Genomic DNA, 25,249 nt, shown 5'->3' on the forward strand with positions numbered 1-25,249 from the left:
ACCAACCTGACGCCGGCGGCTCAGGGCGGCGACGTCATCGTCAACGAGGACGACCTGCTGGCCAGCCGCGGCCCCGGTGAATCGGCCGGCTCCGACACCTCCAAGGAGAGCACCACCCAGGGCGGCAGCTTCAACATCAGCTCGCCCGACGGCATCGCCTCGCTCAGCATCGAGGGCCATGCCTTCATCACCAACGGCGTCTTCACCGCCGGCTCCTTCACCACAGCACTCGGCAACACCCTCACCGTGACCGGCTACGATGCCGCCACCGGCGTGGTCAGCTACACCTACACGCTCAACGACAATGAGGCGCATGCCGCCGGCCTCGGCACCAACAGCCTGTTCGAGAACTTCACCGTCTCGCTCACCGACCAGGACGGCCAGAACGCCACCGGCACGCTCTCGGCCAATATCGTCGACGATGTGCCGACGCTCAACAGCGTGCAGAGCCAGCAGGCCAGCAACGACCCCGCGCAGACGCCCGCCGTCGGGGCCATCAACCTCGTCCCAGGCGCCGACGGCGTCGGGACAGCCATGACGATCACGGCCAATACAGCCGGCCTGACCTCTAATGGACATAACCTGGTCACCGAGCAGTCAGGCAATGTGTTGACCGCCTATGCCGACAACAACAACAACGGCATTCACGATGCAGGAGACACGGCGGTTTTCACGATTACCGTGAACACTGCGGCTGGTACCTCGGGGCAGTACACCTTCGATCTGCTGGCCAAGCTCGACGGGACGACAAGCAATGTTTCCATTGCCTCAAGCGGTTCATTTGGCAGCGGACCGAGTTCAAGCATCCTCGTTCAAAACAGCACCCACACCATAAATTACGTCATGGTGACGGGATGGGCGCCTACGGATGCCGGCGGTGCCTTTACCGCAGCGCACGAGGCGGCCTGGCTGGCCGGCGGCAGTCCGTCGTTGAGCCAAACGAATAACGTCAATGGCTCGACTGCGGGTTGGGGTCTTGCCAACAACAACTTCGATGCCGGCGAATTCATGCGTTTCGATTTCGGCACACCGAACGACTACGATGGCGCTGGTGGCTACACGCCGCCTAACATTTCCTTGGCAAATGTCTCGTACGCCACATTCACGTTCGATGCAGTGAGCGCGAGCAACAAGGTCGAATTCGTAGCCCATTACACCGACGGATCGACCGCAGCCTTCACGCCTGCAAATGGCCTCACATCGCTAACGATCAACTCGCCTTCGGGCCTGCAGATCGCATGGATCGATGTGTACGAGTCGTCGGGCAAGACCAAGCTCAACCTAACGGATATCGGAGTAACATCGACCACGGTCGACCATACAATTCCGGTGACGCTGCAGCTCACGGACGGAGACGGGGATCAGACAGGGACCGCGAATTTTACTGTGCACGTAGCCGACGGACTGACGCCTCTTGCCGTTGCCACTCCGGTCGTACTCGATCTCAACCATGACGGAATCCACACCACCGATCTTACGCATTCGACTGTTTCGTTCGACTACAACGGCGACGGCGTCGCTTCGAAGACGGCCTGGGTCGACACGCATGACGGTATCCTGGCGATCGATCTCAACGGCGATGGAAAGGTGAACAACGGTTCGGAAATTGTGTTCACCCAGCATGCCCCGGGTGCTGCGACCGACCTTGCAGCGCTAGAGCAGCTCTACGATACCAACCATGACGGCAAGCTGACCGCCGCTGATCACGACTTCGCGCAGTTTGGTGTCTGGCAAGATGCCAACGGAAACGGCGTGTCGGACCCAGGCGAGTTCAAGAGCCTTGCCGCCCTGGGAATCGTCGAGATCGGCCTCGAAAGCAACCACCAGCAGTCAGTTTCGGCAGACGGCTCGGTCGTGACCTTCGGTGAGGCCACGTTCACAACCGCCGACGGCCAGACAGGCGCGGTGGGCGACATCGGCTTCGGCAATTATGACGGTGTTGCCTCCGGTACTTCGACCCTTGCCGGCACTTCGGGCGCCGACACGTTCAAGATCGACAATCTGAATATCAAAGATCTGATCACTGACTATCATAGTGCAGAAGGGGACAAAATCGACCTGACCGCACTGTTCGACAAGGCGCCGGCCGGAAACATTGCCGACTATGTGCACTACAACAGCGCGACTGGCGCGGTGAGCGTCGACACCAACGGCTCTGGCAACTCGGCCAACTTCGTGGATGTCGCTGTTGTGCAGAATGCGCCGGCTGCCGGCACGATCAACATTCTCTACGACGACTCGAACCATCAGCAGCATACGGCCACCATTTAGCACTTATGCGCTACCACGCTTCCATGCTAAACATCAGCAAAGCATGAATTCGCAATTCGGAGAGGGGCTTACATGAAACATTCCGCAAGATTGCTGGCTTCGGCCGCGGCGCTGTTCTTGGCCGGGTCGACGGGGTTCGCCGCTGACATCATCGGCGAGCCGGCGGTGAATTATTGCCGCACTGTGGGCACCTCGGACCTGGTGCTGACCGACAACATGGTCGAGCTCAAGGACCATGTGGTGAAGCTGATGGACGAATCGGTCGCCGTCGCCAACAGCCCGGAATGGATCAACTCGTCGCGTCCCGCCTTCGTCTGGGCCTCGGAAGCCAAGGTCGCCTGCGGCATGGCCTATGGCTACCTCAAGACGAACTACAAGGACGAAGACACGCTCAACAAATGCGAGTGCTTCCACGACCGCATGGTCGAGTACATGCACTGAGCTGACGGGCAAGCGGACGCTGGCCGGCTGCGATGGTGGCCGACGGAGAACCGGCGAAGGCGATCGCGCTGGACCGGTCCGCCGTTTCACCGAAACGGCGAAACGGTCCATCTCTTTGTCTTGACGCAAGTGCGAGCGGAAAACCGCTGCGCAGTGTTCTTGGAGTTGCCCTGGCAGTCGCCTTGCTCGGCCTGGGGCAAACACCTGTCCACGCCAACTGGCTGGAACGACCGCAACCGTCGGGGACGCAGCCCGTGCGCTGCGACGCGGCGCCCGAGCGGACGCGCGCGACGTTCAAGGCATTCGCCACCTGCCAGGCGTGGCTCTACGGCCTCGAGCCGGTGCTGGCGCATGCGGTGATGGAGATCGAAAGCGGCTTCGATCCCGGCGTGCGCGGCGCCGACGGCGAGGTCGGGCTGATGCAGGTCATGCCGGCAACCGCGCGGATGCTCGGTTTTCGCGGCTCGCTCGACGAGCTTGGCGAGCCGGCCGTCAACATCGCGCTCGGCGTCAGATATCTGGCGCAGGCAAACAGGCTCGCCGTGGGCGATCTTTGCACCACCGTGATGAAATACCGCGCCGGGCACGGCGAGACCCGCTTCTCTGTCCGCTCGGTCGACTACTGCCGGCGCGCACGCGCGATCCTGGCACGGGAAGGCCTCGACGCGACCGGGCCGCTGCCGGTGGCGACGATCGGATTCTCCGACGTCTCGACGATCGGCTTCTCCGACATCTCGATTGTCGGCTTGCCCGCCGCCGGCGAGGAGAAACGCGTCTGCGTGCGACGATCGTTCGTGCCGGGGCCGCGCTACATGAAATGCGCCGACTATCGCAGCCCGGCGCAGGCGAAGGCGATACAGGCGCTGAGAGCGCGGCTGTTCGACGGCTGAAGCCATGATGCAAGAATCACGCGACGGCCGGGCAGGCAAACGTTAAGAGAAGTGAAGGCAGAACGGGGCGAATACCGGCGGCAGATGGGATGGAAGCATCAGATGACATGTGAGCGGCACGATCCGGACCTGAAGCGCGCCGCGCCGAAACGAATCGTTGCGGCGCGCTTCAGGTCTTTGTCAGATGCATGTCGTCTCCCCAAAACCGGGACCACTTTTGGGCGACATGCATTGGGGGCTCTCGCTCTCGGGCTCGTCGCGACGCTGTGCGCATGCCAGTCCAAGAGCGGCGCGTCGGACGTGCTCGATCCGTCGGCGATAGCGGCACCCGCCGGCCAGGCGGGCGCGCCCGCGGCGCCCGCCCAGCAGGCAAGCGGCCAGGCCTTGGGCAGTGCGGCCTTGGCCAGCGTGACTTCGGCCGGCCCGGCCTCGGCCGCCGCCGCCAAGGCCCAGCTGACGCTCGGCACGGGGCCGACCAAGGTGGCCATGCTGCTGCCGCTTTCGGCGCCCGGAAGCACCGGCGAGACCGGCCGGAAAATGTATGACGGCGCGCGCCTCGCAATGGCCGACCTCGGCGACAAGCTTCTGACGCTGACGATCGAGGATACGCGCGGCGACAGCGGCTACGCGAAGGACCTCGCGGTGAAGGCGATCACCTCGGGCACGGCGAAGGCGGTCATCGGGCCGTCCGAGCTTGCGGCCGTTCAGCACCTTGCCAAGCTCTCCGGCTCCAAGCGGCCGCCGGTGCTGGCGCTGGCCGACAATTTCGCCGGCGGCCCCGGCGTCTATTCCGTGCGGCTCGGCGAAGCCGATAGCGCTGCGGCGGGCGCGGCGGCGGTCGCCGCCAAGGGCGCCAGGAAATTCGTGCTGCTGGTGCCATCGGGCGCGGACTCGGGCCCGATTGAATCCCGGGTGGCCAACGCGCTCAGCATCTACGGCGCCACGCTTGCGGTGACCCTGCCCTATTCGGCGAGCGATGGCGGCGCCAAGGTGGTGTCCGACATGGGCTCGCTGGTCGAGGCGCCCGATGCCGTGGTCGTCGCCTGCGGCGACGGCAGCCCTGTCGCCGTGCTCGCGGCGCTGAAGGCCAAAGGCATTCCGGGCAAGGCGGTGACGCTGATCGGCACCGACCGCTGGCTCGAGCGCCCGATGGATCCGCTCTACGAAGGCGCCTATATCGCGACGCTCGACCAGAGCGAGACCGGCCCGATCGCCGACCGCTTCAAGGCCACCTACAACTATCAGCCGGACGTCAACGTGGCCTATGCCTACGACGTGGTGGCGCTGAGCGCGGGCATCGCGAGCTCCGCCGGCCCGGACGGCTTCAGCAAGCAGGTGCTGGAAAACACCCGCGGCTTCCGCGGCTCGACCGGCCTGTTCCGCTTCCGCGCCGACGGCTCGAGCCAAAGGTCGATGCCGTTCTTCAAGGTGGAGAAGGGCAAGCTGAAGCTGGTGGAGAAGTCGACGTCGGGGTTTTGAATTTCACTGAGTGAGGGCCGTTGGATCTTCTTAGAAAGCTTCTTATCCTAGCCGTCGCTGGCGCCGTGGCAGCGGGTGCCGTCGCGCTCATCGAACAGCTGATATTTGAGGCGCCAAGACCGGCCGTGTCCGACGAGCCGTCGTCTGTGCCTGTCATCAAGAAGAAGCCGGTGCGGCAATGGAACCGGCACCTGACATAGCTGCCAAATGAGCCGGCAGTCAGCCGTCGAAGCTTTTTGCCTTTCCGCCGCAGGAGCGCAGATCGTCAACCTTTGGTTAGTGGAAAAACTGCCGGAGCGGCAAGGGCCTCCCCACGATCATAAGAGGCGATCGTCCTGACGACAACAATGGAAGCAACGGCAACCACTGCACCGGCAATCACATCGATTAGGTGATGTCCGCCTTCCGGAAGTGTGCTGACAATCATTACGGCATTCAGGCACCCTGCAGACCAGAACAACCAGCGGTAGTCTCGAAGCGCGTAGACGATCATGATGCCGAGTGCGGTGTGATAAGACGGGAAAGTGACGAGACCTTCGGACCTCGTCACGAGTAGATTAAATGGCTCTCCCGATCGTAGTCTCATTAGCTCGGTGAAGTGCCACATTCCCGCTCGTACCGTGAAATTGCTGAAGTCGATTGGTCTCGGTTGGAAATACGCATAGGCTCCGGCCGCCGGCACAAGCGACATCAAGATAGCGGTTACCGCCGATGAAACCGCCAGCAGGGCGATGAACTCGGTAAGACGAAGACGCTTTGCAAAGGCCAGCAAAAGGAACAGAAGCGGTAACTGCCGCGCGAGCGCGTGGTAAGCGAAAACAAGCATTGCTGCCACCAACGGCTGCTTGTTCGTGAGATCGAGAAAGGCGCGCCAGTCGAACCCTATCGCTGCATCTAGCGCTGCCAATGTTTGGTCCATCAGCGGCCTGTCAGTAGCGGAAGCTAGATACATGAACCAGACCGACGCAAAGCTCATTGGGACGAAAAGGCAGCCATTTTTGGCAAGCGAGCGGACGGCAATGGCACTGGCCGCGATTAATCGCCCCGTCCGCGACCTGTCTTTATCAATTCGCCATTCCACGAGCATCATCGCGACAATGATTGCCGCGAGCACCATCATAACATTGGCCAATTCGAACCAATTGTCCGAATCGAGAATGACGCTGGAGCGTCGGAAAAAGAAAAAGTCCACAACAAAGAAGGCCAGCGTAACAGTTGCTATCGTTGCAGCCAGTCTGAACTCGCTACTGCGCACCGCGACGCCTCAGCCTTGTCAGTTGAGTTGCTCAAGTATTCCGGAACTGGTTGCAACCACCACAGCGTGATACATCTGCAAAACCATCGCACAGATCGCCGCCATCGAAATTGGCACGCCAAACGGCACGACGCCCTTGCGGTCCATATGCTGCACGTAGTGGCGAAACATCCCCGCCGGCAATAGGAAAGGATTCTTGACCAAAGCAGCCGTGGCGACCGCGAACACCAGCAGGAACACGGAAAACACCGCGAGATTGCTCCCGCCCACCAAAAACGGAGTTACGCTCATCAGCTTGACGTCGCCAGCTCCAATCTTGCGCAAAAGCCAGAACGGAAAAAGCGCAAGAAACAGCGCGGCGCCACCGAACGCACTGATTCCCATTTCCAACCATGAGTGAGTTTGCAATGCTTGGAACTGCAGCACGCCAAGGCCAAGGCAGAGCAACAGCAGCACGTCACGGTTGGATATCTTCTGTGTGCTGAAGTCGGTCCAGGCGATTCTACCGAGCAGCAGGATGGCCAAGCCCTTGAACACGAGCGAAGCGGTCAGCAAAACGGTCATGACCGCTCTATGTTCCTGACGCTGGAGGACAGCAGCTTGAGATTGTTGGTCACGGTCGGATCGTTGGGCGCCAGCTCATAGGCCTTGAGGAAGTTGCTGCGCGCGTCCTGCAGCTTGCCGCGCAGCAGATAGGAATAGCCGAGATTGTTGTAATATTCCGGCGTCGCGCCGAGCAGCCGGTAGGCTCGTCCATAGGCCATGTCGGCCAGGTCGAAACGGCGGATGCGATCGCAGGAGGCGGCGAGGCCAAGCCAGGCGACGCCATCGTTGGGGGCCAGCCTGGTTGCCTTGTAGAACAGAGCGCCGGCATTGCCGTAGTTCTCGGAACGGAACTGGGTCTTGGCCTCGGTGACCGCCTGGTCGGAGGCGTAGTAGTCAACATCGCTTATCGTCTTCAGCCCGTCGAAGGTATCGCCGAAGGCGGTGTAGTCGCCTTTGGCCGGCTCGTTGGTGCGGACCACCCCGCCGGTGGTGTCCTGCGTCTGGCATCCGGCCAGGAAGATCAGCAGCAGGCTGGTCGCGACTGCGAGGCGCTTTGTCATTGAGTGTCCCACGAGTCCCCGACTCTGTTTTAGAATCTAATCATATGACGCACTAGAAGAAAATGCCCTTCATGCGAATGATAACCGGCAGCATAATGATCATCAGCACCACGGGGAAGATGCAGAGGCCAAGCGGGATCGTCATCTTGACGGGCAAGGAGTTGGCACGTTCTTCCGCTTGCAGGATCCGCTGATCGCGCATCTCGGCGCTGTAAACGCGCAGGGCTGCGGTGAGACTGGTGCCCAGTTCTTCCGATTGCCGGAACAGCACCGCCAAGGCCTTGGCCTCATCCAGCCCGATGCGATCGGCTAGCTCACGCAATGCTTCGCGCAACGGCTTACCCGCCCGCAATTGCAGGTTCATGATCGTAAGCTGGATGCCCAGCCATTTGTGCGTGCCCGCCAGTTCCTGGCTCACCCGTTCGACCGCGGCCTCCAGGCTCATGCCGGCATCGGCACAGGTGATCATCATATCCATAAAATCGGGAAAGGCGCGGCGATAGATTTGCTTCTGCTTTCTCTCGAAGCGATCGAGCATGATGCTCGGGATGACGATGCATCCGAGGCCGATCAGACCCGCGCCCGCAAAGGCGAAGATGCCGGGCAAACGCGCCGGAAGTACCTTCGACAGAAGGGCATACATAAGCAGAAAACCTATGGCGACCGCCCCCAGCCGGCAAAGCGTGTAGATAAGCGGTGCGCTCGCGCCATAAAAACCGGCGCGAAAAAGCTTGGCTTCGAGAGCATCGGGCTCATTGCGCTCCTTCTCCATGGATCTGAAGTAGGCTTCGACCGGTTTTTGCGCCGCGGCCCGGACGAGATGGTCCTGTCCCAGGATCGAGCGGCGATCCACGGACCCATCACCGACGAGACTGTCCGTCACCAGCCTGCGCGTCTGCATCGCGGGCAGGAAAACCAGCGCGGCAAACAGGAACAAGGTCACCGCCGCCACGAAGACGGCGAGCGACACCAGAAAGGTTAGGTCATTCGTGTTCGAAAGCAGGTTCATGGCCGTTCCTAGAAATCGAAAGTGACCATGCGATACATGATGTACGTGCCAAGCAGCGCCCAGCTCCCGAATGACAAGAATACCGGCAGGATCATCGGGTTACCCCAGATCTTGCCATAATAGGACGGCGCCACGAGCATCAGAATCAGGAACATAAAGGGAGGAAACAGCGAGATGATCCATGCCGATACCCTCCCCTCGGCCGAGAGCGCTCTGATCTTCAATCCAAGTTTCCGCCTTTCGCGCAGGACGGATGACAGGTTCGCGAGGATCTCGGTGAGATTACCGCCCGTCTTGGCCTGAATCGAAAGCGACACCGACAGCAGGTGCAAACCCTCGAAGCCGACTCGCTCCGATAGTTTCCGCACCGCCTGCTCCATGCTAAGTCCGAAGGTGATTTCGTCGGCGACGATGCCGAATTCCGTCCCAAGCGGATCGGGCATTTCGCGTGCGACGAGACCGATTGCGACCGAAGCGGGGTGGCCGGCGCGGAGCGAACGGACGATCATGTCAAGCGCATCGGGCAATTGCCCGGCGAACTTCAGGATCCGCTTTTTGCAGGCTCGCCGCAGGAAAAGCAGCGGCAATGCGAACCCCACCCCCAAGAAGATGAGGAAAGCTGCCGGCGCCGAGACACCAAACAGAAACCAGACAAGCAGCGCCAGCACTAAACCGGCGAGAAGGAACGACACCGCGAAAGTCATTGGGTTTCCGGTTATGCCGGACCGGGTGTACAGCCGGTTCAACCAGATAAAGCTGGACGCGAAGTCTCCCGAACCAGTCAGGCCGCGCTCGCGCAGCAGGGTTTGCAGGGTCTGCTCCGCGGGTGCCTCGTCGGCGAGGCGGCGAAGCCGGTGATTGACGGCCACTCTCTGTGAGCGCCGGCGTGTGAGAGAGAGGTAGAAAGCCTCGCCGGCTAGGATGACGGAGGCGGCCGCGACCACATAGATGAAATAGAGAAGCGTCTGTCCCGTCAGCATCACATCGCCACCTGCGGATTGAAGGCATCCTTGGCGAAATGAAGGCCAAGCGTAGCTGCCTCAGTGGCGAAGCGCGGGCGAACACCGGTGGCGCGGAACTCACCAACGATCGTGCCATCGGCGGCAACGTCGCGCCTGATAAAATGATAGATTTCCTGTAACTGGACGACATTTCCTTCCATGCCCGTGATCTCCGAGATCGAGATCACACGCCGGCCGCCATCGGAAAGACGCTGCGTCTGCACGATGATGTCGAGGGCAGATGCGATCTGCGCGCGGATGGAGTCGTGCGACATCGGCATTCCCGCCATGCCGACCATCTGCTCCAGGCGCGATATGGCATCGCGCGGCGTGTTGGCGTGGATGGTAGTCATCGAGCCTTCGTGGCCGGTGTTCATGGCCTGCAGCATGTCGAAGGCCTCTTCGCCCCGCACTTCGCCGACGATGATTCGGTCGGGGCGCATGCGCAGCGCATTCTTCACCAGCTCGCGCTGACGGATCTCCCCCTTGCCCTCGACATTGGGAGGACGCGTTTCCAGCCGTCCGACATGCGGCTGCTGCAGTTGCAGTTCCGCCGCGTCCTCGATAGTGACCAGACGCTCCTTCGATGGGATGTAGCTCGACAGCGCGTTGAGCAGCGTCGTCTTGCCGCTACCGGTGCCGCCTGAAACCAGGATCGACTTTCGCGCCTGCACCGCGATCCGCAGAATATCGATCATGGGCTGGCGGATCGAGTTGAATGCCATCAGGCGTTCGAGCGAATAAGGATTCTTCGAGAATTTGCGGATCGAGACCAGCGGGCCGTCGATCGAAACGGGCCGCACGGCGATGTTGACGCGCGAGCCGTCGTCGAGGCGCGCGTCCGCCATCGGCGAGGATTCATCGACCCGACGGCCGATATTGGAGACGATCTTGTTGATGATCCGCAGCAGATGCGCCTCATCGCGAAAGCGGATCGCGGTTTGCTCGATCATGCCGCGACGCTCTATGAACACGCGCTCATGGGTGTTGATCATGATATCGGTGATCGAGTCGTCCTTGAGCAGAGGCTCGATCGGACCGAGCCCCAGCATCTCGTCGGCGGTGTCGCCGGTCAGCTGATCCAGCTCGCGGGCATTCAAAGGCACGTTCCGGCCCCGCACGAATTCGCGCACGATCGGCCGAATCTCATTCAGGATCTCGTCCTTTGACGCGCTTTCCAACGCCGTCAAGTTGAAACGGTCAATGAGATGACGATGGAGCTCGACCTTGAGGGTCAGGAAATCGTCGCCCTGTGGCTCGGCTTCTACCGCGGGAGCAGCGGCCGTTCCATTCGGCGCAACGACGACCGGCGCCAGTATCTTCTGTTCGCTCGGCCCTTTAATGAAGCGACCCAACATGCCGCTTACCCCCTTATATTTTCCCCAAATGGAAACTAAGCGTTAACCACGAGCGGCACAAGCGGCCTGCAGGCTACACAACGTATAATACTTGCGACATAGTTAAGAGATGGATTTCGGAAAATCGTTTTATTTTCTCCTGCGTTCCGTGCACCGACTAAAGTCCTACGACCTTTGGCGGCACACAGCCGACATTGGTCGATAAGCCACTAGATATACTGAGATATGCATTATTTCTAATGTGGCAGCCGAGAGGTATGGCTGCGGCGGAATTGTGAACGAATGGTTAAGATCACTTGAAAAATGAGGCGAATCAAGCTGTTGTCAAAATTCAGAAAGCGCTTGGACGAGTATTGAAAGGTTAATGGACTGTTAATCCGTTTGACTTGGCTTTTTTACGGGACCTAGGATTGAACGTGACGGGGGATGCTTGGGTATGGGGTTCATCCTTGGCTCTGTCTCGTCGGGTTCAAACCTCTCAAAGGGAGAAATTGGCGTGAAGAAGCTCATGACGATGGCCCGGCAGTTCCGCGACGACGATAACGGCGCTGCCATGGTCGAATATTCGATTCTGATCGGTATCATCACCGCAGCGGTGATCACGTTCATCATCGCCGTCGGCGTCTATGTCACCAATGCATGGAGCACACTGTGCACCAATCTGGCGACCGACCCGAACAACGGCGTAGGCATGACCTGCTAACTGGAAATGGCCAAGCCCGGGGACGACCCTGAGGCCTGGCCAAACTGACATTGCAAACTCGGGCTTAGCCCGAGTTTGCAAGCGCCAAGGCGGGTCCAAGGGGTTTGGGAAATGCGCGCCAATACACTCATCATGGTTGTGCTTGCCGGTATATTCGGCGTTCTGGCGGTCGTGCTTGTCAACATCTGGCTAGCGGGGCAACGCAACGCTATGGCCAACGGCGTGCAGGCCAGCACGGTCGTGGTCGCGGCGGTGCCTTTGAAATTCGGGGACGCGCTGAGCGCCGACAAATTACGCGAAATTGCATGGCCGGCGGGAGCGGTGCCGACAGGCGCCTTCAAGACGGTCAAAGAAGCGATGGCCGGCAACGGGGCGCGCCAGGCGCTGCAGTCCATCAGCGCCAACGAACCTGTTCTCACTGCGAAGATCACTGGTCCGGGTCAGCGAGCCACGCTTTCGGCGGTTCTAGACGAGGGCATGAAAGCCGTTTCCATCAGGGTCAATGATGTGCTCGGCGTCGCCGGTTTCGTCTTCCCCGGTGACCGCGTCGATGTCCTGCTGAGCCGTACGGTCCGCGACAATGACGGCGCCGATAAGAGTTTCGTTGATGTCCTGTTGCAGAGCGTCAAGGTGCTTGCCGTCGATCAGGTTGCGGATGCGACCAAGGACAATCCGACCGTGGTCAAAGCCGTGACTGTGGAAGTGAGCACGAAAGATGCGCAGAAACTCACCCTGGCCGCCGGCGCCGGTCAGTTGTCACTAGCGCTTCGCCAGGCCGCCGGCAGCAAGGGCGAGATGAACGAGAGGGTGACGCTGGCGGACCTGACGGGCGACACACCGGAGGATGTCGCCAAGCGCCAGGCCGAGCTTGATAGGCAGGCCGCCGAGGAGGCAGCGCGCAAGCAGGCCGACGAGAAGATCGACGGACTCGCAAAGGCGGTGGAACGGGTCGGCAGCCAGATCGATCAGATGAACAAGGCAAAGCCGGTCACGGTCGTTGCCGCCGCGCCTCAACAGCCGGTGAAGGAAGTGATCAAATACGTCCAGCCGGAACCGCCGAAGCAAGCTACGGTTGGGGTGTTCCGGGGCGTCAAGCTGGAAACCTACGAAGTGCCGCGACAAGACTGACGAGGGTCGGCGCGGCGGAGGCTGCCCCTGGGCAGCAAGCGGGGAGACGGGGAATGAAGGGGTTTTGGGTCAGGATAGCGGCGGCCGCGCTATCTGTGTTGGGCGTATCGGCGATCTTCGGCCATCCGGCTGCGGCGGCCGATCGTTTCATCGACGTGTCGAGCCCGTCGCTGCATCGTGTGTTCGTGCCGGTTTCCCAATCCGCCACGATCCAGGTGAACGCCACGCTGGGCGATATCGTCGTCGGCGACGAAAAGATCGCCGATGCGCAGCCGATGACCGACAAGACGCTCTACATCATTGGCAAGAGCGTCGGCACCACCACCGTCAATCTGTTTTCCGAGGACAAGCGCTCATTGGGCGCCATTCAGATCGAGGTCGGCCAGGATGTCAGCGATATGGCAGTAGCCATTCGCCAGGTGGCGCCGAAGGCTCGCATCGAGATCGGCTCGATCAACGGCAAGGTTCGCCTGAGCGGTCACGTCAAGGACGCCGCGACCCTGGCATCCATCGTAGAGGTCACGCAGCAATATGGCCCCGACTCCATCATAAATGCCGTTACCATCGATGACAGCGAACAGGTCAATCTGTCGGTGCGCATCCTGGAGGCCAAGCGCAACGCCGGCCGCGATCTCGGCGTGTCCTTCAGAAGTAGGAATAGCAGGGGCACTACGCGGGTCGGGACGGGCATTGGCACGGTAGATAAGGACGGAGCCGAACTGGGCGCGGGCGACCTGGTCTCGGGCCTTCTGTCCAATACCAACCCGTTCGCGGCACTGATCACACGCATCATCGACAGCAACATCAAAGTCGACCTGATCATCGAGGCGCTCGAGGCGAAGGGAGTGGTCCGCACGCTGGCCGAGCCCAACCTCACCACGGTTTCCGGCGAAACCGCCAGTTTCAATGCTGGCGGCGAAGTGCCGGTGCGCAGCGTCAATGCGCAAGGCGAAGTCGAGATCGTGTTCAAGCAGTTCGGCGTCAATTTGAACTTCACGCCGGTGGTGCTGGACGACGGCAAGATCCACATCAAGCTTGCGCCGGAAGTCAGCGACCTGACCGGCTTCACCGCTGCCGGCGATCCGATCTTCACCAATCGCAAGCTGTCGACAGTCGTCGACCTGCGCGACGGCCAGAGCTTCGCGGTCGGCGGCCTGCTCTCCAGCAAGAATACCATTCAGCAAGATCAGGTGCCTTGGCTCGGCCAGGTGCCGATCGTCGGTGCGCTGTTCCACAATTCGAGCACGCAGAAGGAAGAAACGGAGCTCGTTGTCATCGTGACGCCGCATCTGGTGCGGCCGGTGAGGCCCGGCGAGCAACTGGCGACGCCTTTCGACAAGACGAGGCCCGCCAACGACCCGGAGCTGATGCTGCTCGGCCAGCTCGAAGTCAACAAGGACATGATCCGCATGTACGAGCATGGCGAAGGCGTCACCGGGCCCTACGGCCACATGCTGGATGTGAAATCGAAGGACAAGCTGGTCTATGTCAAGAAGTAAGCTCCTGCTCGCGCTTCTCTGCACCGGCCTGCTCGCGGGCTGCGCGGCCGATTATCTGCACAATTACGACACGATGACGCTGGCTTCCGGCGACTCGCAGAAGGCCAATCAGCTGCTGCAGACGGTCGACCCGTACAACCCGGCTTCGAACAATACCAGGATCGAGGGCAGCGGCGCGCGGTCCGTCGCTGTCGTGCAGAAATACAAGCTTCCGCCAGGCGGTTCCGCGCCGGCAACCAACATGACGGTCAATGTCGGCCCGTCGAGCGAGACCAGCGCAGCGAAGTAGAAGGATGCGGTTCGTCAGGCGAGCGAGGACGCCTGGCACGAATGGAACAGAGAGTAAGATCATGTTGAGGACCATTCGTGAATTCTGGGACGATCAGCGCGGTATAGCGATGATCCTTGTTGCCATCATGCTGCCGGTTCTGGTCGGCTTTGCATTGCTGGCCATCGACATGAGCCGCGCCAACGGTCTGCACAATGATCTGCAGAAGGGCGCCGACGCGATGGCTCTGGCGGCAGCCGGCGAACTGGACGGACGGGCTGATAGCATCACGCGCGCTGATCGAGCCTTGGCAAATCTCGTTTCCAACAAGTATCAATTTGCGCAAGGGGACGCTGTGCCAGTCGTGTTGGCTAGAGCCGGCGTCAACCGTCGTTATTTAAGATCTATCCCGCCCTCCGATGACACGGCGATCAGAGCTGCGGACGTGATTACCGATGAGGTTACCGACGCCAAGAACGCCATTTTCGTTCAAGTAACCGTAACGCCAGTCGGCTTCGATGCCATCTTTCCGGTTTCGTATATCAGCAGCGCAAGCAGCGACTCCTTCAATGTTAGTGCGACGGCTGTGGCGGGCTTCGAACAGTCGATCTGCGAGACCGTGCCGGTCTTCATGTGCAATCCATTCGAGACGACAACACCGGCTACCAGCCAAACAATCCAGCAAGCCTTCGCATCTGGGAATACCTACAGTCGAGAGTTCCGGATACTCAAGGTCGATAGTAATCCCGGTCCAGGCAATTTCGGCCTACTTGACAATAATCTGCAATCGCTGCGCGATGCCATCGCGATGGGCACTGCAGGCACTTGCTACAATCGCAATGCGCTCACGACCAAAACCGGCGTCACCTTGGGTCAGGTCAGTGCCGGTCTCAACACGCGTTTCGACCTCTACAGCGGCTCGCTCAACAAATACAACAAAGATTGGAATTTCCGACCCGCGACCAACGTTCGCAAAGGGCAAAAGAGCAATACGTGCAACAAGTACGATCCAGTAACTGATGGATCCGCACTGCCGCTCCCTCCTGGAGCCAATTACAACTCCACGAACGGGTATTCTGACAAGATTACCAATGCTTCGACTTTTTATTCTCAGTATTGGAGCGTCAACCACAAGGGCGCGTCCGTCCCGAATGTACCAAGCACAAGCCATCCGACATCTCTGACCCAGCCAGCATCTCGATACGATGTCTACAAGTATGAGATCGCCAACGGCCTTGTCGGCGACAAATCGAAGGGCCCGACGAATGAGAGGGGAACCCCGTCGTGCTTCAAGGGCGACAACCCGACGTTAGATCCTGACCGCAGGCTGATTAATCTGGCCATCGTCGATTGCCTCGCCAATGCCGCCAAGATCAATGGCCACACGCAACTCAAGCCTGACGGCTATGCGAGCGTTTTCCTGAACGCTCCAATTTCAAAGGTCAATCCAAACGACGACCCCGACGGCACGGGTGCCGAGATGCCAATTAGCCTCGAAATCGTCGATGTCGATGGTCCGCAGGGAAACGGCACCCTCGACAAGGCTCTCCGGAACGAAGCCCAGCTCTACCGGTGATCCCATGACCAAGCTTCGTCAGTTCATTGCGCGGTTCGGAGGTGACGAGAACGGCACGGCGCTGGTCGAAATGGCGATCGTCACGCCTTTCGTTCTGCTGCTATCGGCCGGCGTGTTTGAATTCTCCAATGTCCTTAACAAACGCCTGCTTCTCGAAGCAGGTGTTGAGGATGCGGCCCGCTACATGGCGCGCTGCAGCAGCGATTGGGATACTTGCAAGGGGCGCGCTCAAAATCTTGCAGCCAATGGCGTGGTCAGTGGCGGTAACCCTCGGCTGAGCGGATGGATCCCGACGCAAGTCGGAATCACCAAGACTTCGACGGCTGCGGTCGATACGACCACCACTCCCAACACCGAACTCTATCTTAGCAGCAAGAGCACGGTCGATGTGGTGGCGGTCAGTATGTCCTATCCGTACTCCCCAGACCACGATCTCGGCCTGTGGACTTATCTCGGCTTCGACAACCTGAACATCACGGTGATGCACCAGGAGCGTGTCTTCGGATGGTGATGCCGCGCAGCAAATTTTGGACAGACCGGTCCGGAGCAACAATGGTCGAAGCGACCATCGTTATGCCGCTTCTGTTGACCCTTCTGCTTGGCTTTGTCGATCTTGGGTACGCCTTCTATCAATGGAATGCGGCAAGCAAGGCGGTGCAGGCTGGCGCCAGGCTAGCACAAATTTCCACGCCGATTGCCACCGCCTTGTCGTCAGAGACTACAACGCAAACCAATGTAGCTCTCGTTGGCGTTGCCGTGCCGGCCGGCACTTATGATTACGTTTGCACCGCAAGTTCCGCGGGAGCGGCATCGTGCACGGGTACCAACTGCCAATCGGGCAACACATGTGCCGATCAGACACTCTTTGATTTCATTTATGATGGCAGCAGCAGTCGTGCTGGCATGCATGATTTCCTCCCTACCCTAGAAAAATCCCAAGTCAGAATCGAATACACCGCTTCCGGTCTCGGTTATTGGACGCGCCCCGGCGGGCCTGTTCCGACAATCACCGTCAGCATCGTCAATCATCAATTCCAGTTTTTCTTCCTGGGCGCATTGCTCGGGTTCAACAACATCACCATGCCCTCCATGCTGAGCACGGTCACGGGCGAAGACATGAAGAGCACATGGCCATGAATGCCATCGACACGAGAGTCCTCCCGACCAAGCGCAAGCAGGTGGCGCTGTTTTCCGGCGATGCGAATTTCAAGCGCGATGTCACCACGCGGCTCGATGCGCTGGCGATCTATGACGTCAAGGTCTCGGATGCGGCGGAGTTCCTCAAAGGACCGCCTGTCGACAGCCGGCCCGGCATCATCATCCTCGATCTGGCCAATGGCGAGCTGCTCGGCAATCCGGCAATCGTCGAGGCGCGCGCGGCCTGGACCTCGGTGCCGCTGATCGCGATCTCCGACGAGCTCACCTCCGAGCAGACGCGCGTTCTTGTGCGCATGAACGCGTCCGACTGGCTGCACAAGCCGCTCGACGCCAAGGAGCTGCTCAACGCCGTCACCTTCCACGACACCGGCAGCCAGGGCACCAAGAGCCGCATCGTCACCTTCATTGCCGCCAGCGGCGGCGCCGGCGCCACCACGCTGGCGATCTCGGCGGCCGAGTATCTCGCCTCGAAATCGGCCGAGCGGGCGGCCTCGACCTGCCTCGTCGACCTCGACTTCCAGAGCGCCAATTGCGGCGCCTATCTCAACCAGTTCAACCAGTTCGACCTCTCCGGCATCATCGGCCAGCCGGACCGGCTCGACGTCGAGCTGATGGATGTCATCAAGTTGTCGCGGCCTTCCGGCCTGACGCTCTATTCCTTCGAGCGGCCGCAACTGCCGTTCGAGCCGCGCGGTTCCGACTTCGTCTTCCGGCTGCTCGATCTCGTCGCCTACCGCTTCGACGACATCGTCATCGACCTGCCCAACATCGAGACGCCGTGGCACGATTCGGTGCTGCGCACGAGCGACGAGATATTCATCGTCTTCGAGCTCAACGTCGCTTCGCTCAGGCAAGGCAAGCGGCTCTACAAGAAGATCCGCGAATTGCGCGGCAACAAGGTCAGCATCACGCTGGTCGCCAACAAGCATAAGCGCAAATGGTTCGGCAACCACTTCTCGCGCAGCGAGCTGGAGAAGATCTTCAAGGCGCCGCACATCAAGTCGCTGGCGCTGGACAACGCACTCCTGGCCGACGCGCTGAACCGCGCCATCCTGCCTTCCGAGGTGGACGGACGCGCGCGCTTCAACAAGGACCTGAAACGCATGTTCAAGGAGCGGCTGGACAATGCCCAGCGCTAGCTCCAGGGCAGGAAAAGCGCGCGGCGGCAACCCCGGCCTGGTCGGTGCCTTGTTGATCGGCGTCGTGGTGGCGCTGGGCTGCGATGCTGCGAAGGCCGGATCGGCCTTGCCGCCGCTGCCGGCCATGGGGCCGAGCCTGCGCAAGGCGGTCGCCTTTGAGACCCGTGAGCAGCCCGGCACGATCGTCATCCGCAAAAACGAGAAGGCGCTCTATCTGGTGACCGCAGCGGGGCATGCGCTGCGCTACCAGATCAGCGTTGGCCGCGACGGCTTCGGCTGGACCGGAACTGTCAAAATCGCTTCCAAGACCGAATGGCCGGAATGGCGCCCGCCCAGGGAAATGCGCGCGCGCCGGCCGGAGCTGCCGGCGATGGTGCCGGCCGGTCCCTACAATCCGCTCGGCGCCAGGGCGCTTTATCTGTCGCGCGACGGGCGCGACACGCTCTATCGCATCCATGGCACCAACGATCCCAAGGGTGTCGGTTTCGACGGCACGTCCGGATGCTTCCGGCTGACGAACACCGATGTGATCGATCTCTTCAAACGCGTCGCGGTGGGCGCAAAGGTGGTGGTTGAATGACGATGATCAGCGAGCCGGACGTTCCGGCAATCGAACTCGGTCATAGGGAAGCCGCTCCGGGGAAGCCCAGCCGGGCCAGGCTGATCGGCGTCGTCGCGGTGGGTGCGTTGCTCGTCACCGTCGTCAATGTGACGGCCGCGGTCTATCTCTATCGCGGCGTCAGTGACTTGAAGACGATGGAGGCGCGGCTGGAACAGCTCGGCCAGTTCGAGCAGCGGATCGGCGCGCGCATCGACACCGTCAACAACGGTTTCCAGAGCCGGTTCGAGACGCTGGACCGCCAGCTGCAGGCGAATTTCGGCCGGATCAACGGCAATATCGCCAAGCTTGAGCAAGGCCAGCCCGTCGCCGCCAGCGAGCCGGCGCCCGGCGCGGCCGAGCCTGCCCTGCTCGACAACACCACGGTGGCGGATGCGTCCGCGGCCGACGAAGACGCTGGCGCCGGAGACGGGCAGACCGCGTTCAAGCGCAAGGCCGCGCCTCCGGGGCCCAACCCGTCCTACCAGCGCATCCAGCAGCCCGACGGCAAGGTCTATTACAAGAAGATCAACTGAGCAGGCGGTCTTCGCCTAGACCGGCAGGTTACAGATCGCGCTGCAGCGCAAGCATGCGGACAGCGCGGGCTTCGGCACGCAACTTTGCCTCGCGCAGAAACGCGACATGGCAGTAGGCGCATGCCGCGAGACCAAGGCACAGCACTAGGCTGTTCTTCAAGCTGAAGTCGAGCATGAGCGAGAAGTGCAGGCCGTTCGGTATGGTGAAGGCGGCAATGGTGCTTGCCGTTTCCGCACTGCTGCTCAGCGCCATCATCTTGCCTGCGAAGATCAGCGCGGCGTGATTGGCGAGGAAGAAGCCGGCGGACCTTTTTGCCTGGCAAATCATCCAGCAGGCGCCTGCCGCCAGGACGATAACGGCCGCATCGAGCGCCATCGATCCGCCGAGATAGACGTGCACCTGCTGCCAGAACATGGTCGAGAATGGGCGCAGCTCGAGCCAGGCGTGCCACGCAGCGGGGCTCGCCGGATAGAAGCCGAGAAGCAGCGCCGCCGCTCGCTCGGCCGCCAGCAGAATGAGCACCAAGGCCGGAAAGGCAAAAAGCAGTATCGGCTTGCGCATCATGTCATCCCTCGACATCCGATGGCCGATTCTAGGCCGCATTGGTTGCGCGAGACTTAACGCAACGCCTTGCTTTTCAAGGAATGTCGCTCACATCTAATGTATGGTCCGATTCAGCGGTCGGGGGTGGCGCCATGTCGACAGGAGCTAACGGGTCGCGCTCGGGCCGCACCGCCGGCTATCGGCACGATCCCGCGAGGGTCCACGCGTGAACCAGGTGAGCGCGTCCGGCCGCCCGCTGCTGGCGTCAGCGCTCGGCGGTCTCGGTTTGCTCGCAGGCATGATGCTGATCGTCGAGGGCGGCCGCCTGCTGCCGCCCACTTCGATCGCACCGGCTCAGGACGCCGGCGACCTGAAGCCGGCCTTCCATGGTCCGATCCATGACGCGCGGCCAGGCCGGCCGGCGCGCAAGATCGCCGAGGACCTCATTGCGCCGCCGCCGCTCGACCGATCCGGGATCGAGCGCATCGAACCGCGTCCTCCGCTTAGCGAGCTCGGACTTGCGCCGCGGCCGCAGACGCCTATGCCGCAGGATTGGCGCGAGACGCTGCTTTTCCGTCCCGTCGCGACCTCCTCGGCGGTCGTCGAAGCCATGGGACGCACCGTCGCCATCAGCGGGACGGTCGACATAAGCCCCGACAGGACCTGCATGTTCGACGACACCGCCTGGCCCTGCGGCCAGCGGGCGCGGGCCGCCTTCAACGCCTGGCTGCGCGGGCGGGCGCTGAAATGCTTCCTGCCGCCGGACGTCGACCGTTTTGCCATCGCCGCGCCCTGCGCGCTCGGCACGCAGGATGTCGGCGCCTGGCTGGTTTCGAACGGCTGGGCGATGGCCGCTCCCACCGGCATTTACGGCAAGGCGGAGGTGGTGGCGAGAACCGCCCGGATGGGCATTTTCGGCCCACCGCAATAGTGCTGCCGCGGGAAAGCCGGTGGCCGCTCCCCTCGCGCACTTGCGTGAAAGCAGAATGGTCAGGGCGGTTCAGCACTTCTAAAACCTGGACTGGGCCGACGACCTGGCACGTCGTCAGCCACCGACCGCGGCCGCCGGTGTGCCGGATCCGGCGCTTGCCATGGAGAACATGCCGACTTGCATCAAATTGTACGTTTCCCTGACACCGAAATCGTAACGGACCTCCTGTATGCCATACGTCGAACAGGAGATTGGCCCTTGACTGCGAAAACACCGACCGCGCCGGTTCAAACGTGGAGGCACCTCATCTTGCTGGCCGCGCTTGGCACCGCTGCCTGCGTCGCGCTTTCGCTCGGGTTGAACTACCTGCTGCTTTTCAGCGACAGCCTCACGCCATTCGGCCGCGGGGCAATTACGGCAATCATCGTGCCGATCGTCATCGGTCTGCCGTTGTTTGCCCTGCTCGGCTGGCAACAGGTGGAGATCCGCCGCTACCGGCAGGAACTCACCAGATCCGGCACCTACGACCAACTGACCGGCTGCCTGAACGGCAAGGTGTTCACCTCGATGGTCGACAGGAGGGCGGCGAAACCAGCCGGACCGCGCTCCGGCGCCTTTCTGGTCATCCATCCGGAACATCTGGCATCGATCAACCTGCGCTTCGGTCTCGAATGGGGCGACGAGGCCTTGCGGCTGATCGCATCGGCTATCCGGTCCGCGGTGCGCAAGGACGATCTGATCGGCCGGATCGGAACCTCGATGTTCGGCGTCTTCCTGCCGGGCGCGAGCGAAGAGGACGCCAAGGACGTCGGCGAGCGCATTCGCGGCACGGTCGGCGAGATCTACTTCGCGCCGAAAGGCGACAAGGACGTGCTTGCGATCAAAGTCGGCGGCGTCATTTTCGAGCGGGAGCTGGATTTCGAGGACATGTTCCGCTTCGCGGAGGAAGGCATGGCCGAGATCCCGGACGAAGCCGGCCTGCGGCTGTCGCATGTCACCAACTGAGCCGGCGCGATCGCCCGACACGCCCACCAGATGTTTCGGAAAGCCGGTGCTGCGAGAGGATTGAACTTCCGCTAATTCAATAAAAACAATACTTTACACTATATTTTCTAGCATTGTGACGACCGACCAAGGTGACCCTGCTGGACAATTGTCTTGCGGGCAAACCCCAGCAAATCACCCCTCGACCTTGCTTGGATTTCCGCTAGCATGGCCGCGAATTAGCTGTTCCTGAAGAAATCGAATTTCGCTGAAGGGGGCGAAAATTCATGGAGATGCAGCAGGTCCGCTATTTCTTGGCCCTGTCCAACACGTTGAACTTCACCAGAGCGGCCGAGGAATGCAACGTCACTCAGCCGGCGCTTACGCGCGCGATCAAGACGCTTGAAGAAGAACTCGGTGGCGAGCTCCTCCGGCGAGAGCGTCAGCACTCGCACCTGACGGAACTTGGACGGCGGATGCTGCCCTTGCTGCAACAATGCTATGACGCGGCCACTTCCGCCAAGTCATTGGCCAAGGCTGTGCAAAGCAGCGATGTTGCGCCGCTCAATGTGACCATTTCGAACAGTATCAACATTGCGCTGCTGGTTTCGCCGTTCACCGAGCTCTTTCGGGCCTATCCCGGTGTGCATCTCAAAATCCACCGTGGCTCGCCGGCGGCTGTGATCGAGGCGCTAAAGGGCGGTGAAGTAGAGTTGGCGATTGCCGGCCCCCTTGGACAGGCTTGGGACCGCCTGGACGTATGGCCTCTGTTCCAGGAAGGGATCGAACTCGCGGTAAATTCAGATCACCCGCTCGCCCGGCGAAATGAGGCTGATGTCGCGCTGGCTCAGCTCGCCGCCGAACCTGTGCTCAGCCGGATCGATTGGGAGACGAGCGAGGAACTAGCGCGTTGTCTTTCCGCTAAAGGGTATACTCCCCGGACCGCGCATGAAGTCGAGACCGATCAGGATCTCCTTGCGCTGCTTGAGGCCAATGCCGGAGTTGGCTTTGTCTCGCTTACTGCACCGCGATCCTCGAACATCCGCCGGCTCAAGCTTCGCGATCTGGACGTCTCGCGGATCGTGTCGGTTTATGCGGTCGCCGGCAGGCAGCGCGCACCTGTCGCGACGACGCTGCTCAATCTCTTGAGAGCGGCCGACTGGTCATCCTTTGGCGTCAGCGAGCCCGCCTGAGCGCCGCGATCAGGTCGTCGATGTCCATGCGACGGCGGTAGTCCGGATCGACGAAGCGGTCGGTGATGATCCCGTCGGTTCCGACGACGAATGTGGCCGGGATCGGCAGGAACCAGCTGGAGTTGCCCTGGTAGCTTGGGAGGTCATAGGCAACGCCCATCAACCGCTCCATTTCGGTTCCGATCCATATTGCCAGGTTAAGAGACAGGGCGTAGCCATTGTCCATATCGGTCAGGAAGGGGAAGCTTGCGCCAACCGCGGCCTTCATCGCCCTGGCGAATTTGCCTCGCTCGGGCATGATCGCCACGATTTGCCCGGCCAATGCCGCGATCTCCTGCTGCGCTTCGACGATGCCGATCGCGTTCAAACGGCAGTAAGGGCACCAATGCCCGCGCTGGAAGGTGATCACAGCAGGCCCTTGGAGCAGGATGTCGGCCAGGCCAACCAGCCTGCCTTCGTCGTCAGGCAGCAGGAATGGCGGCATGACATCGCCGGGCTTTGGCGCCGCCGCTCCGGCACCCTGATTCTCCAGGCGTTCCACCAGTCGATCTACAGCGTCCGCAAACTCCGAGTTTAGGCGGCGGACCGCCGCGGCAACCACCGCCAGCCGTTCATTGAGAGGCGCATCAAGCTCGATGGCTGCCTGCACGGACTGCTCGAATGTCATTGCCTGGTCGTCGGCGGCCATGTCTGCACTTTCATACCTCGCACACAGCCTATCACCGTAACCCCTCGGCAGTTGCCATGTTTTTCCTGCATGGATTTGATGCCCCACCTGCATCGACACATGCCAGATCTGTGTCTTCTTCGCTGACCCGAGGCGACGCGTTACATCATGTTCCTGATATCCGCCGTGAAGGTCGGGAAAGCACAGACCATCTCAGACAGCTCTCGTGCCGTGATGCCGTGCCTCATCGCGAGCGCAAATATGTGGATCAGCTCTTCGCCGGCATGGCCGACCAGGTGAGCCCCAAGGATCCTGTCTGTCGTTTCCTCGACGATGATCTTCGACCACGCTACCGGCTCGGCGTAAGTCCTGGCCGAAAGCCAGCCTTGCATGTCGTTCGAGCGGACGTTGATGATGAAGCCGCGTTCCCTCGCCTTGGCCTCGGTCAAACCGACGGTTGCCACGGCCGGAATGCTGTAGAGCGAGGCAGGTATGTGACCGTAGTCGGGCCGATGTTTCGGGCCGTCGACGATATTGCGCCCGACGATGCCGCCCTCGTAGGTCGCTATCGGCGAAAGCTGCGGAGAATTCCAGACCGCGTCGCCGCAGACATAGACGTCCGGGTTGGAACGGGACCTCAGATGATCGTCGATCTCGATGCGGCCTTCGCGATGCACGATGACGCCAGCGCCGAGATCGAGGCCCTCGACATTGGCAACGCGCCCGGCGCAATTGACGGCCCGATCTGCGTCCACCCGGTATTCGGCGCCATCCTTCGCGAAGCTCACCCGCAGTCGCCCGTCGACCTCCTCGATCTTCTTGACCCAGGCCTTGGTATGGATGCTGATACCCAGGCGCTCGCTCTCGCCAAGGAGCTGAGCAACGGCATCCACGTCGAAGCTTCCCAGAAGCTGCGGCAGCGCCTCTAGGATGGTGACTTCGACGCCGGCGCGCGCATAGACGTGACCCAGCTCGAAAGCGATAACGCCACCGCCAATGAACACCACGGCGCGAGGCAGCGTCGGATCGCTCAGCACATCGTCGGATGTCGTCAGGAATTCCGAGCCGGGCATCGGCATAGGGCGCGGCTTCGAGCCGGTGGCGATGACGATGTTCCTGGCCTCGAATTCTCGACTGCCGACGCGGATGGCGTTGCTGGCGACAAATGCGGCCTCGCCGTAGATGACGTCGACGCCTCGCTTGGCCATCAAACCGGACAATCGGGACGGGATATCCTTGATGATGTCCTTTTCCCGCTCGATCAAGCCTCGCCAATCTAGCCGCGGCGGTTCGATCCTTATTGCATGATCGCCGGCCCTCGCGATCTCGTCGAGCGCGTGGGCTGCCGCGACCAGCACCTTCTTCGGCGTGCAGCCGCGATTGGGACAGGTGCCGCCAAGATCGCGAGCCTCTATCATGACGACGGAAAGTCCGGCGGCGCGTGTCGCAACCGTCACGCCCATTCCAGCATTGCCGCCGCCCAGGATCACGACGTCATACTTTTCCATCGCATCG

General features: G+C 61.2%; 26 protein-coding genes. 17 read left to right on the forward strand and 9 right to left on the reverse strand.

Annotation, left to right across the window (positions count from 1 at the left end; genetic code table 11):
• The 4 genes from LB535_RS14370 to LB535_RS14385 all read left to right on the forward strand — a co-directional run.
• Nucleotides 1-2,271 (forward strand): beta strand repeat-containing protein (locus LB535_RS14370; RefSeq protein WP_224632674.1); only part of this gene is annotated, 2,271 nt, incomplete at its 5' end.
• A 72-nt stretch (nt 2,272-2,343) separates the two neighbouring features.
• Nucleotides 2,344-2,712, forward strand: coding sequence for a hypothetical protein (locus LB535_RS14375; RefSeq protein WP_224632675.1), 369 nt, complete (start codon nt 2,344-2,346; stop codon nt 2,710-2,712).
• A 254-nt stretch (nt 2,713-2,966) separates the two neighbouring features.
• Nucleotides 2,967-3,602: a lytic transglycosylase domain-containing protein gene (locus LB535_RS14380; protein WP_318012299.1), complete on the forward strand. Its 636-nt coding sequence runs from the start codon at nt 2,967-2,969 to the stop codon at nt 3,600-3,602.
• A gap of 231 nt (nt 3,603-3,833) precedes the next feature.
• A complete protein-coding gene (locus LB535_RS14385) occupies nt 3,834-5,081 on the forward strand; it encodes an ABC transporter substrate-binding protein (protein ID WP_224632676.1) in 1,248 nt (415 codons plus the stop codon).
• A 265-nt stretch (nt 5,082-5,346) separates the two neighbouring features.
• On the opposite strand, the gene LB535_RS14390 is transcribed toward LB535_RS14385, so the two are convergent.
• The 6 genes from LB535_RS14390 to LB535_RS14415 are packed head-to-tail and all read right to left on the reverse strand — an operon-like array spanning nt 5,347 to nt 10,810.
• On the reverse strand, nt 5,347-6,336 hold the full coding sequence (locus LB535_RS14390) for a phosphatase PAP2 family protein (RefSeq protein WP_224632677.1): 990 nt from the start codon (nt 6,334-6,336) through the stop codon (nt 5,347-5,349).
• Between the two features lie 18 nt (nt 6,337-6,354).
• Nucleotides 6,355-6,900, reverse strand: coding sequence for a prepilin peptidase (locus LB535_RS14395; protein ID WP_224609059.1), 546 nt, complete (start codon nt 6,898-6,900; stop codon nt 6,355-6,357).
• Nucleotides 6,897-7,442 (reverse strand): tetratricopeptide repeat protein, encoded by a 546-nt coding sequence (locus tag LB535_RS14400; RefSeq protein WP_224609055.1) that lies wholly within the window; start codon nt 7,440-7,442, stop codon nt 6,897-6,899. Before LB535_RS14400 ends, LB535_RS14395 begins: the two co-directional genes overlap by 4 nt.
• A 52-nt stretch (nt 7,443-7,494) precedes the next feature.
• On the reverse strand, nt 7,495-8,451 hold the full coding sequence (locus tag LB535_RS14405; RefSeq protein ID WP_224632678.1) for a type II secretion system F family protein: 957 nt from the start codon (nt 8,449-8,451) through the stop codon (nt 7,495-7,497).
• 8 nt (nt 8,452-8,459) lie between these two features.
• Nucleotides 8,460-9,431: a type II secretion system F family protein gene (locus LB535_RS14410; protein ID WP_224609049.1), complete on the reverse strand. Its 972-nt coding sequence runs from the start codon at nt 9,429-9,431 to the stop codon at nt 8,460-8,462.
• Nucleotides 9,431-10,810, reverse strand: a complete 1,380-nt coding sequence (locus LB535_RS14415; protein ID WP_224609046.1) for a CpaF family protein — start codon at nt 10,808-10,810, stop codon at nt 9,431-9,433. The genes LB535_RS14410 and LB535_RS14415 overlap by 1 nt, the downstream gene beginning before the upstream one ends.
• 496 nt (nt 10,811-11,306) lie before the next feature.
• On the opposite strand from LB535_RS14415, the gene LB535_RS14420 reads away from it, so the two are divergent.
• From LB535_RS14420 to LB535_RS14465, 10 genes are all read left to right on the forward strand, one after another.
• A complete protein-coding gene (locus LB535_RS14420) occupies nt 11,307-11,513 on the forward strand; it encodes a Flp family type IVb pilin (protein ID WP_224609043.1) in 207 nt (68 codons plus the stop codon).
• 111 nt (nt 11,514-11,624) lie between these two features.
• A complete protein-coding gene (cpaB, locus tag LB535_RS14425; RefSeq protein ID WP_224609077.1) occupies nt 11,625-12,641 on the forward strand; it encodes a Flp pilus assembly protein CpaB in 1,017 nt (338 codons plus the stop codon).
• A gap of 53 nt (nt 12,642-12,694) precedes the next feature.
• Nucleotides 12,695-14,140 (forward strand): type II and III secretion system protein family protein, encoded by a 1,446-nt coding sequence (locus LB535_RS14430; RefSeq protein WP_224609040.1) that lies wholly within the window; start codon nt 12,695-12,697, stop codon nt 14,138-14,140.
• Nucleotides 14,127-14,429 carry a hypothetical protein gene (locus LB535_RS14435; RefSeq protein WP_224632680.1) on the forward strand — a complete coding sequence of 101 codons (303 nt, stop codon included), beginning with the start codon at nt 14,127-14,129 and terminating at the stop codon, nt 14,427-14,429. Before LB535_RS14430 ends, LB535_RS14435 begins: the two co-directional genes overlap by 14 nt.
• Before the next feature lie 61 nt (nt 14,430-14,490).
• Nucleotides 14,491-15,984 carry a pilus assembly protein TadG-related protein gene (locus tag LB535_RS14440; protein ID WP_224632681.1) on the forward strand — a complete coding sequence of 498 codons (1,494 nt, stop codon included), beginning with the start codon at nt 14,491-14,493 and terminating at the stop codon, nt 15,982-15,984.
• Between the two features lie 4 nt (nt 15,985-15,988).
• Nucleotides 15,989-16,495, forward strand: coding sequence for a TadE/TadG family type IV pilus assembly protein (locus LB535_RS14445; RefSeq protein WP_224632682.1), 507 nt, complete (start codon nt 15,989-15,991; stop codon nt 16,493-16,495).
• A gap of 41 nt (nt 16,496-16,536) precedes the next feature.
• A complete protein-coding gene (locus tag LB535_RS14450) occupies nt 16,537-17,121 on the forward strand; it encodes a TadE/TadG family type IV pilus assembly protein (protein ID WP_224632683.1) in 585 nt (194 codons plus the stop codon).
• Nucleotides 17,112-18,281, forward strand: a complete 1,170-nt coding sequence (locus LB535_RS14455; protein WP_224632684.1) for a CpaE family protein — start codon at nt 17,112-17,114, stop codon at nt 18,279-18,281. Before LB535_RS14450 ends, LB535_RS14455 begins: the two co-directional genes overlap by 10 nt.
• Nucleotides 18,268-18,861 (forward strand): L,D-transpeptidase, encoded by a 594-nt coding sequence (locus tag LB535_RS14460; RefSeq protein ID WP_224632685.1) that lies wholly within the window; start codon nt 18,268-18,270, stop codon nt 18,859-18,861. Before LB535_RS14455 ends, LB535_RS14460 begins: the two co-directional genes overlap by 14 nt.
• A complete protein-coding gene (locus tag LB535_RS14465; protein WP_224632686.1) occupies nt 18,858-19,415 on the forward strand; it encodes a hypothetical protein in 558 nt (185 codons plus the stop codon). The genes LB535_RS14460 and LB535_RS14465 overlap by 4 nt, the downstream gene beginning before the upstream one ends.
• 28 nt (nt 19,416-19,443) lie before the next feature.
• Here the strand turns inward: LB535_RS14465 and LB535_RS14470 are convergent, their stop codons facing one another.
• On the reverse strand, nt 19,444-19,980 hold the full coding sequence (locus tag LB535_RS14470) for a hypothetical protein (RefSeq protein WP_224632687.1): 537 nt from the start codon (nt 19,978-19,980) through the stop codon (nt 19,444-19,446).
• A 205-nt stretch (nt 19,981-20,185) separates the two neighbouring features.
• Between LB535_RS14470 and LB535_RS14475 the strand changes: the two genes are divergently transcribed.
• The 3 genes from LB535_RS14475 (at nt 20,186) to LB535_RS14485 (ending at nt 23,067) form a co-directional block, all read left to right on the forward strand.
• Nucleotides 20,186-20,890 carry a thermonuclease family protein gene (locus LB535_RS14475; protein WP_224632688.1) on the forward strand — a complete coding sequence of 235 codons (705 nt, stop codon included), beginning with the start codon at nt 20,186-20,188 and terminating at the stop codon, nt 20,888-20,890.
• A 309-nt stretch (nt 20,891-21,199) separates the two neighbouring features.
• Entirely contained in the window at nt 21,200-21,895 is a 696-nt protein-coding gene (locus tag LB535_RS14480) for a GGDEF domain-containing protein (RefSeq protein ID WP_224632689.1), read from the forward strand.
• 266 nt (nt 21,896-22,161) lie between these two features.
• The gene (locus LB535_RS14485) at nt 22,162-23,067 is read left to right on the forward strand and encodes a LysR family transcriptional regulator (protein ID WP_140847209.1); all 906 of its coding nucleotides are present in this window, start codon (nt 22,162-22,164) and stop codon (nt 23,065-23,067) included.
• Here the strand turns inward: LB535_RS14485 and LB535_RS14490 are convergent.
• Together LB535_RS14490 and LB535_RS14495 are read right to left on the reverse strand one after the other, a co-directional pair.
• Nucleotides 23,051-23,755 carry a peroxiredoxin-like family protein gene (locus tag LB535_RS14490; RefSeq protein WP_224632690.1) on the reverse strand — a complete coding sequence of 235 codons (705 nt, stop codon included), beginning with the start codon at nt 23,753-23,755 and terminating at the stop codon, nt 23,051-23,053. The genes LB535_RS14485 and LB535_RS14490 overlap by 17 nt on opposite strands.
• Nucleotides 23,756-23,895: 140 nt before the next feature.
• On the reverse strand, nt 23,896-25,242 hold the full coding sequence (locus LB535_RS14495; protein WP_224632691.1) for a dihydrolipoyl dehydrogenase family protein: 1,347 nt from the start codon (nt 25,240-25,242) through the stop codon (nt 23,896-23,898).
• Nucleotides 25,243-25,249 lie beyond the last annotated feature (7 nt).

Source organism: Mesorhizobium sp. CA10, from assembly GCF_020165285.1.
Taxonomy (GTDB): domain Bacteria; phylum Pseudomonadota; class Alphaproteobacteria; order Rhizobiales; family Rhizobiaceae; genus Mesorhizobium.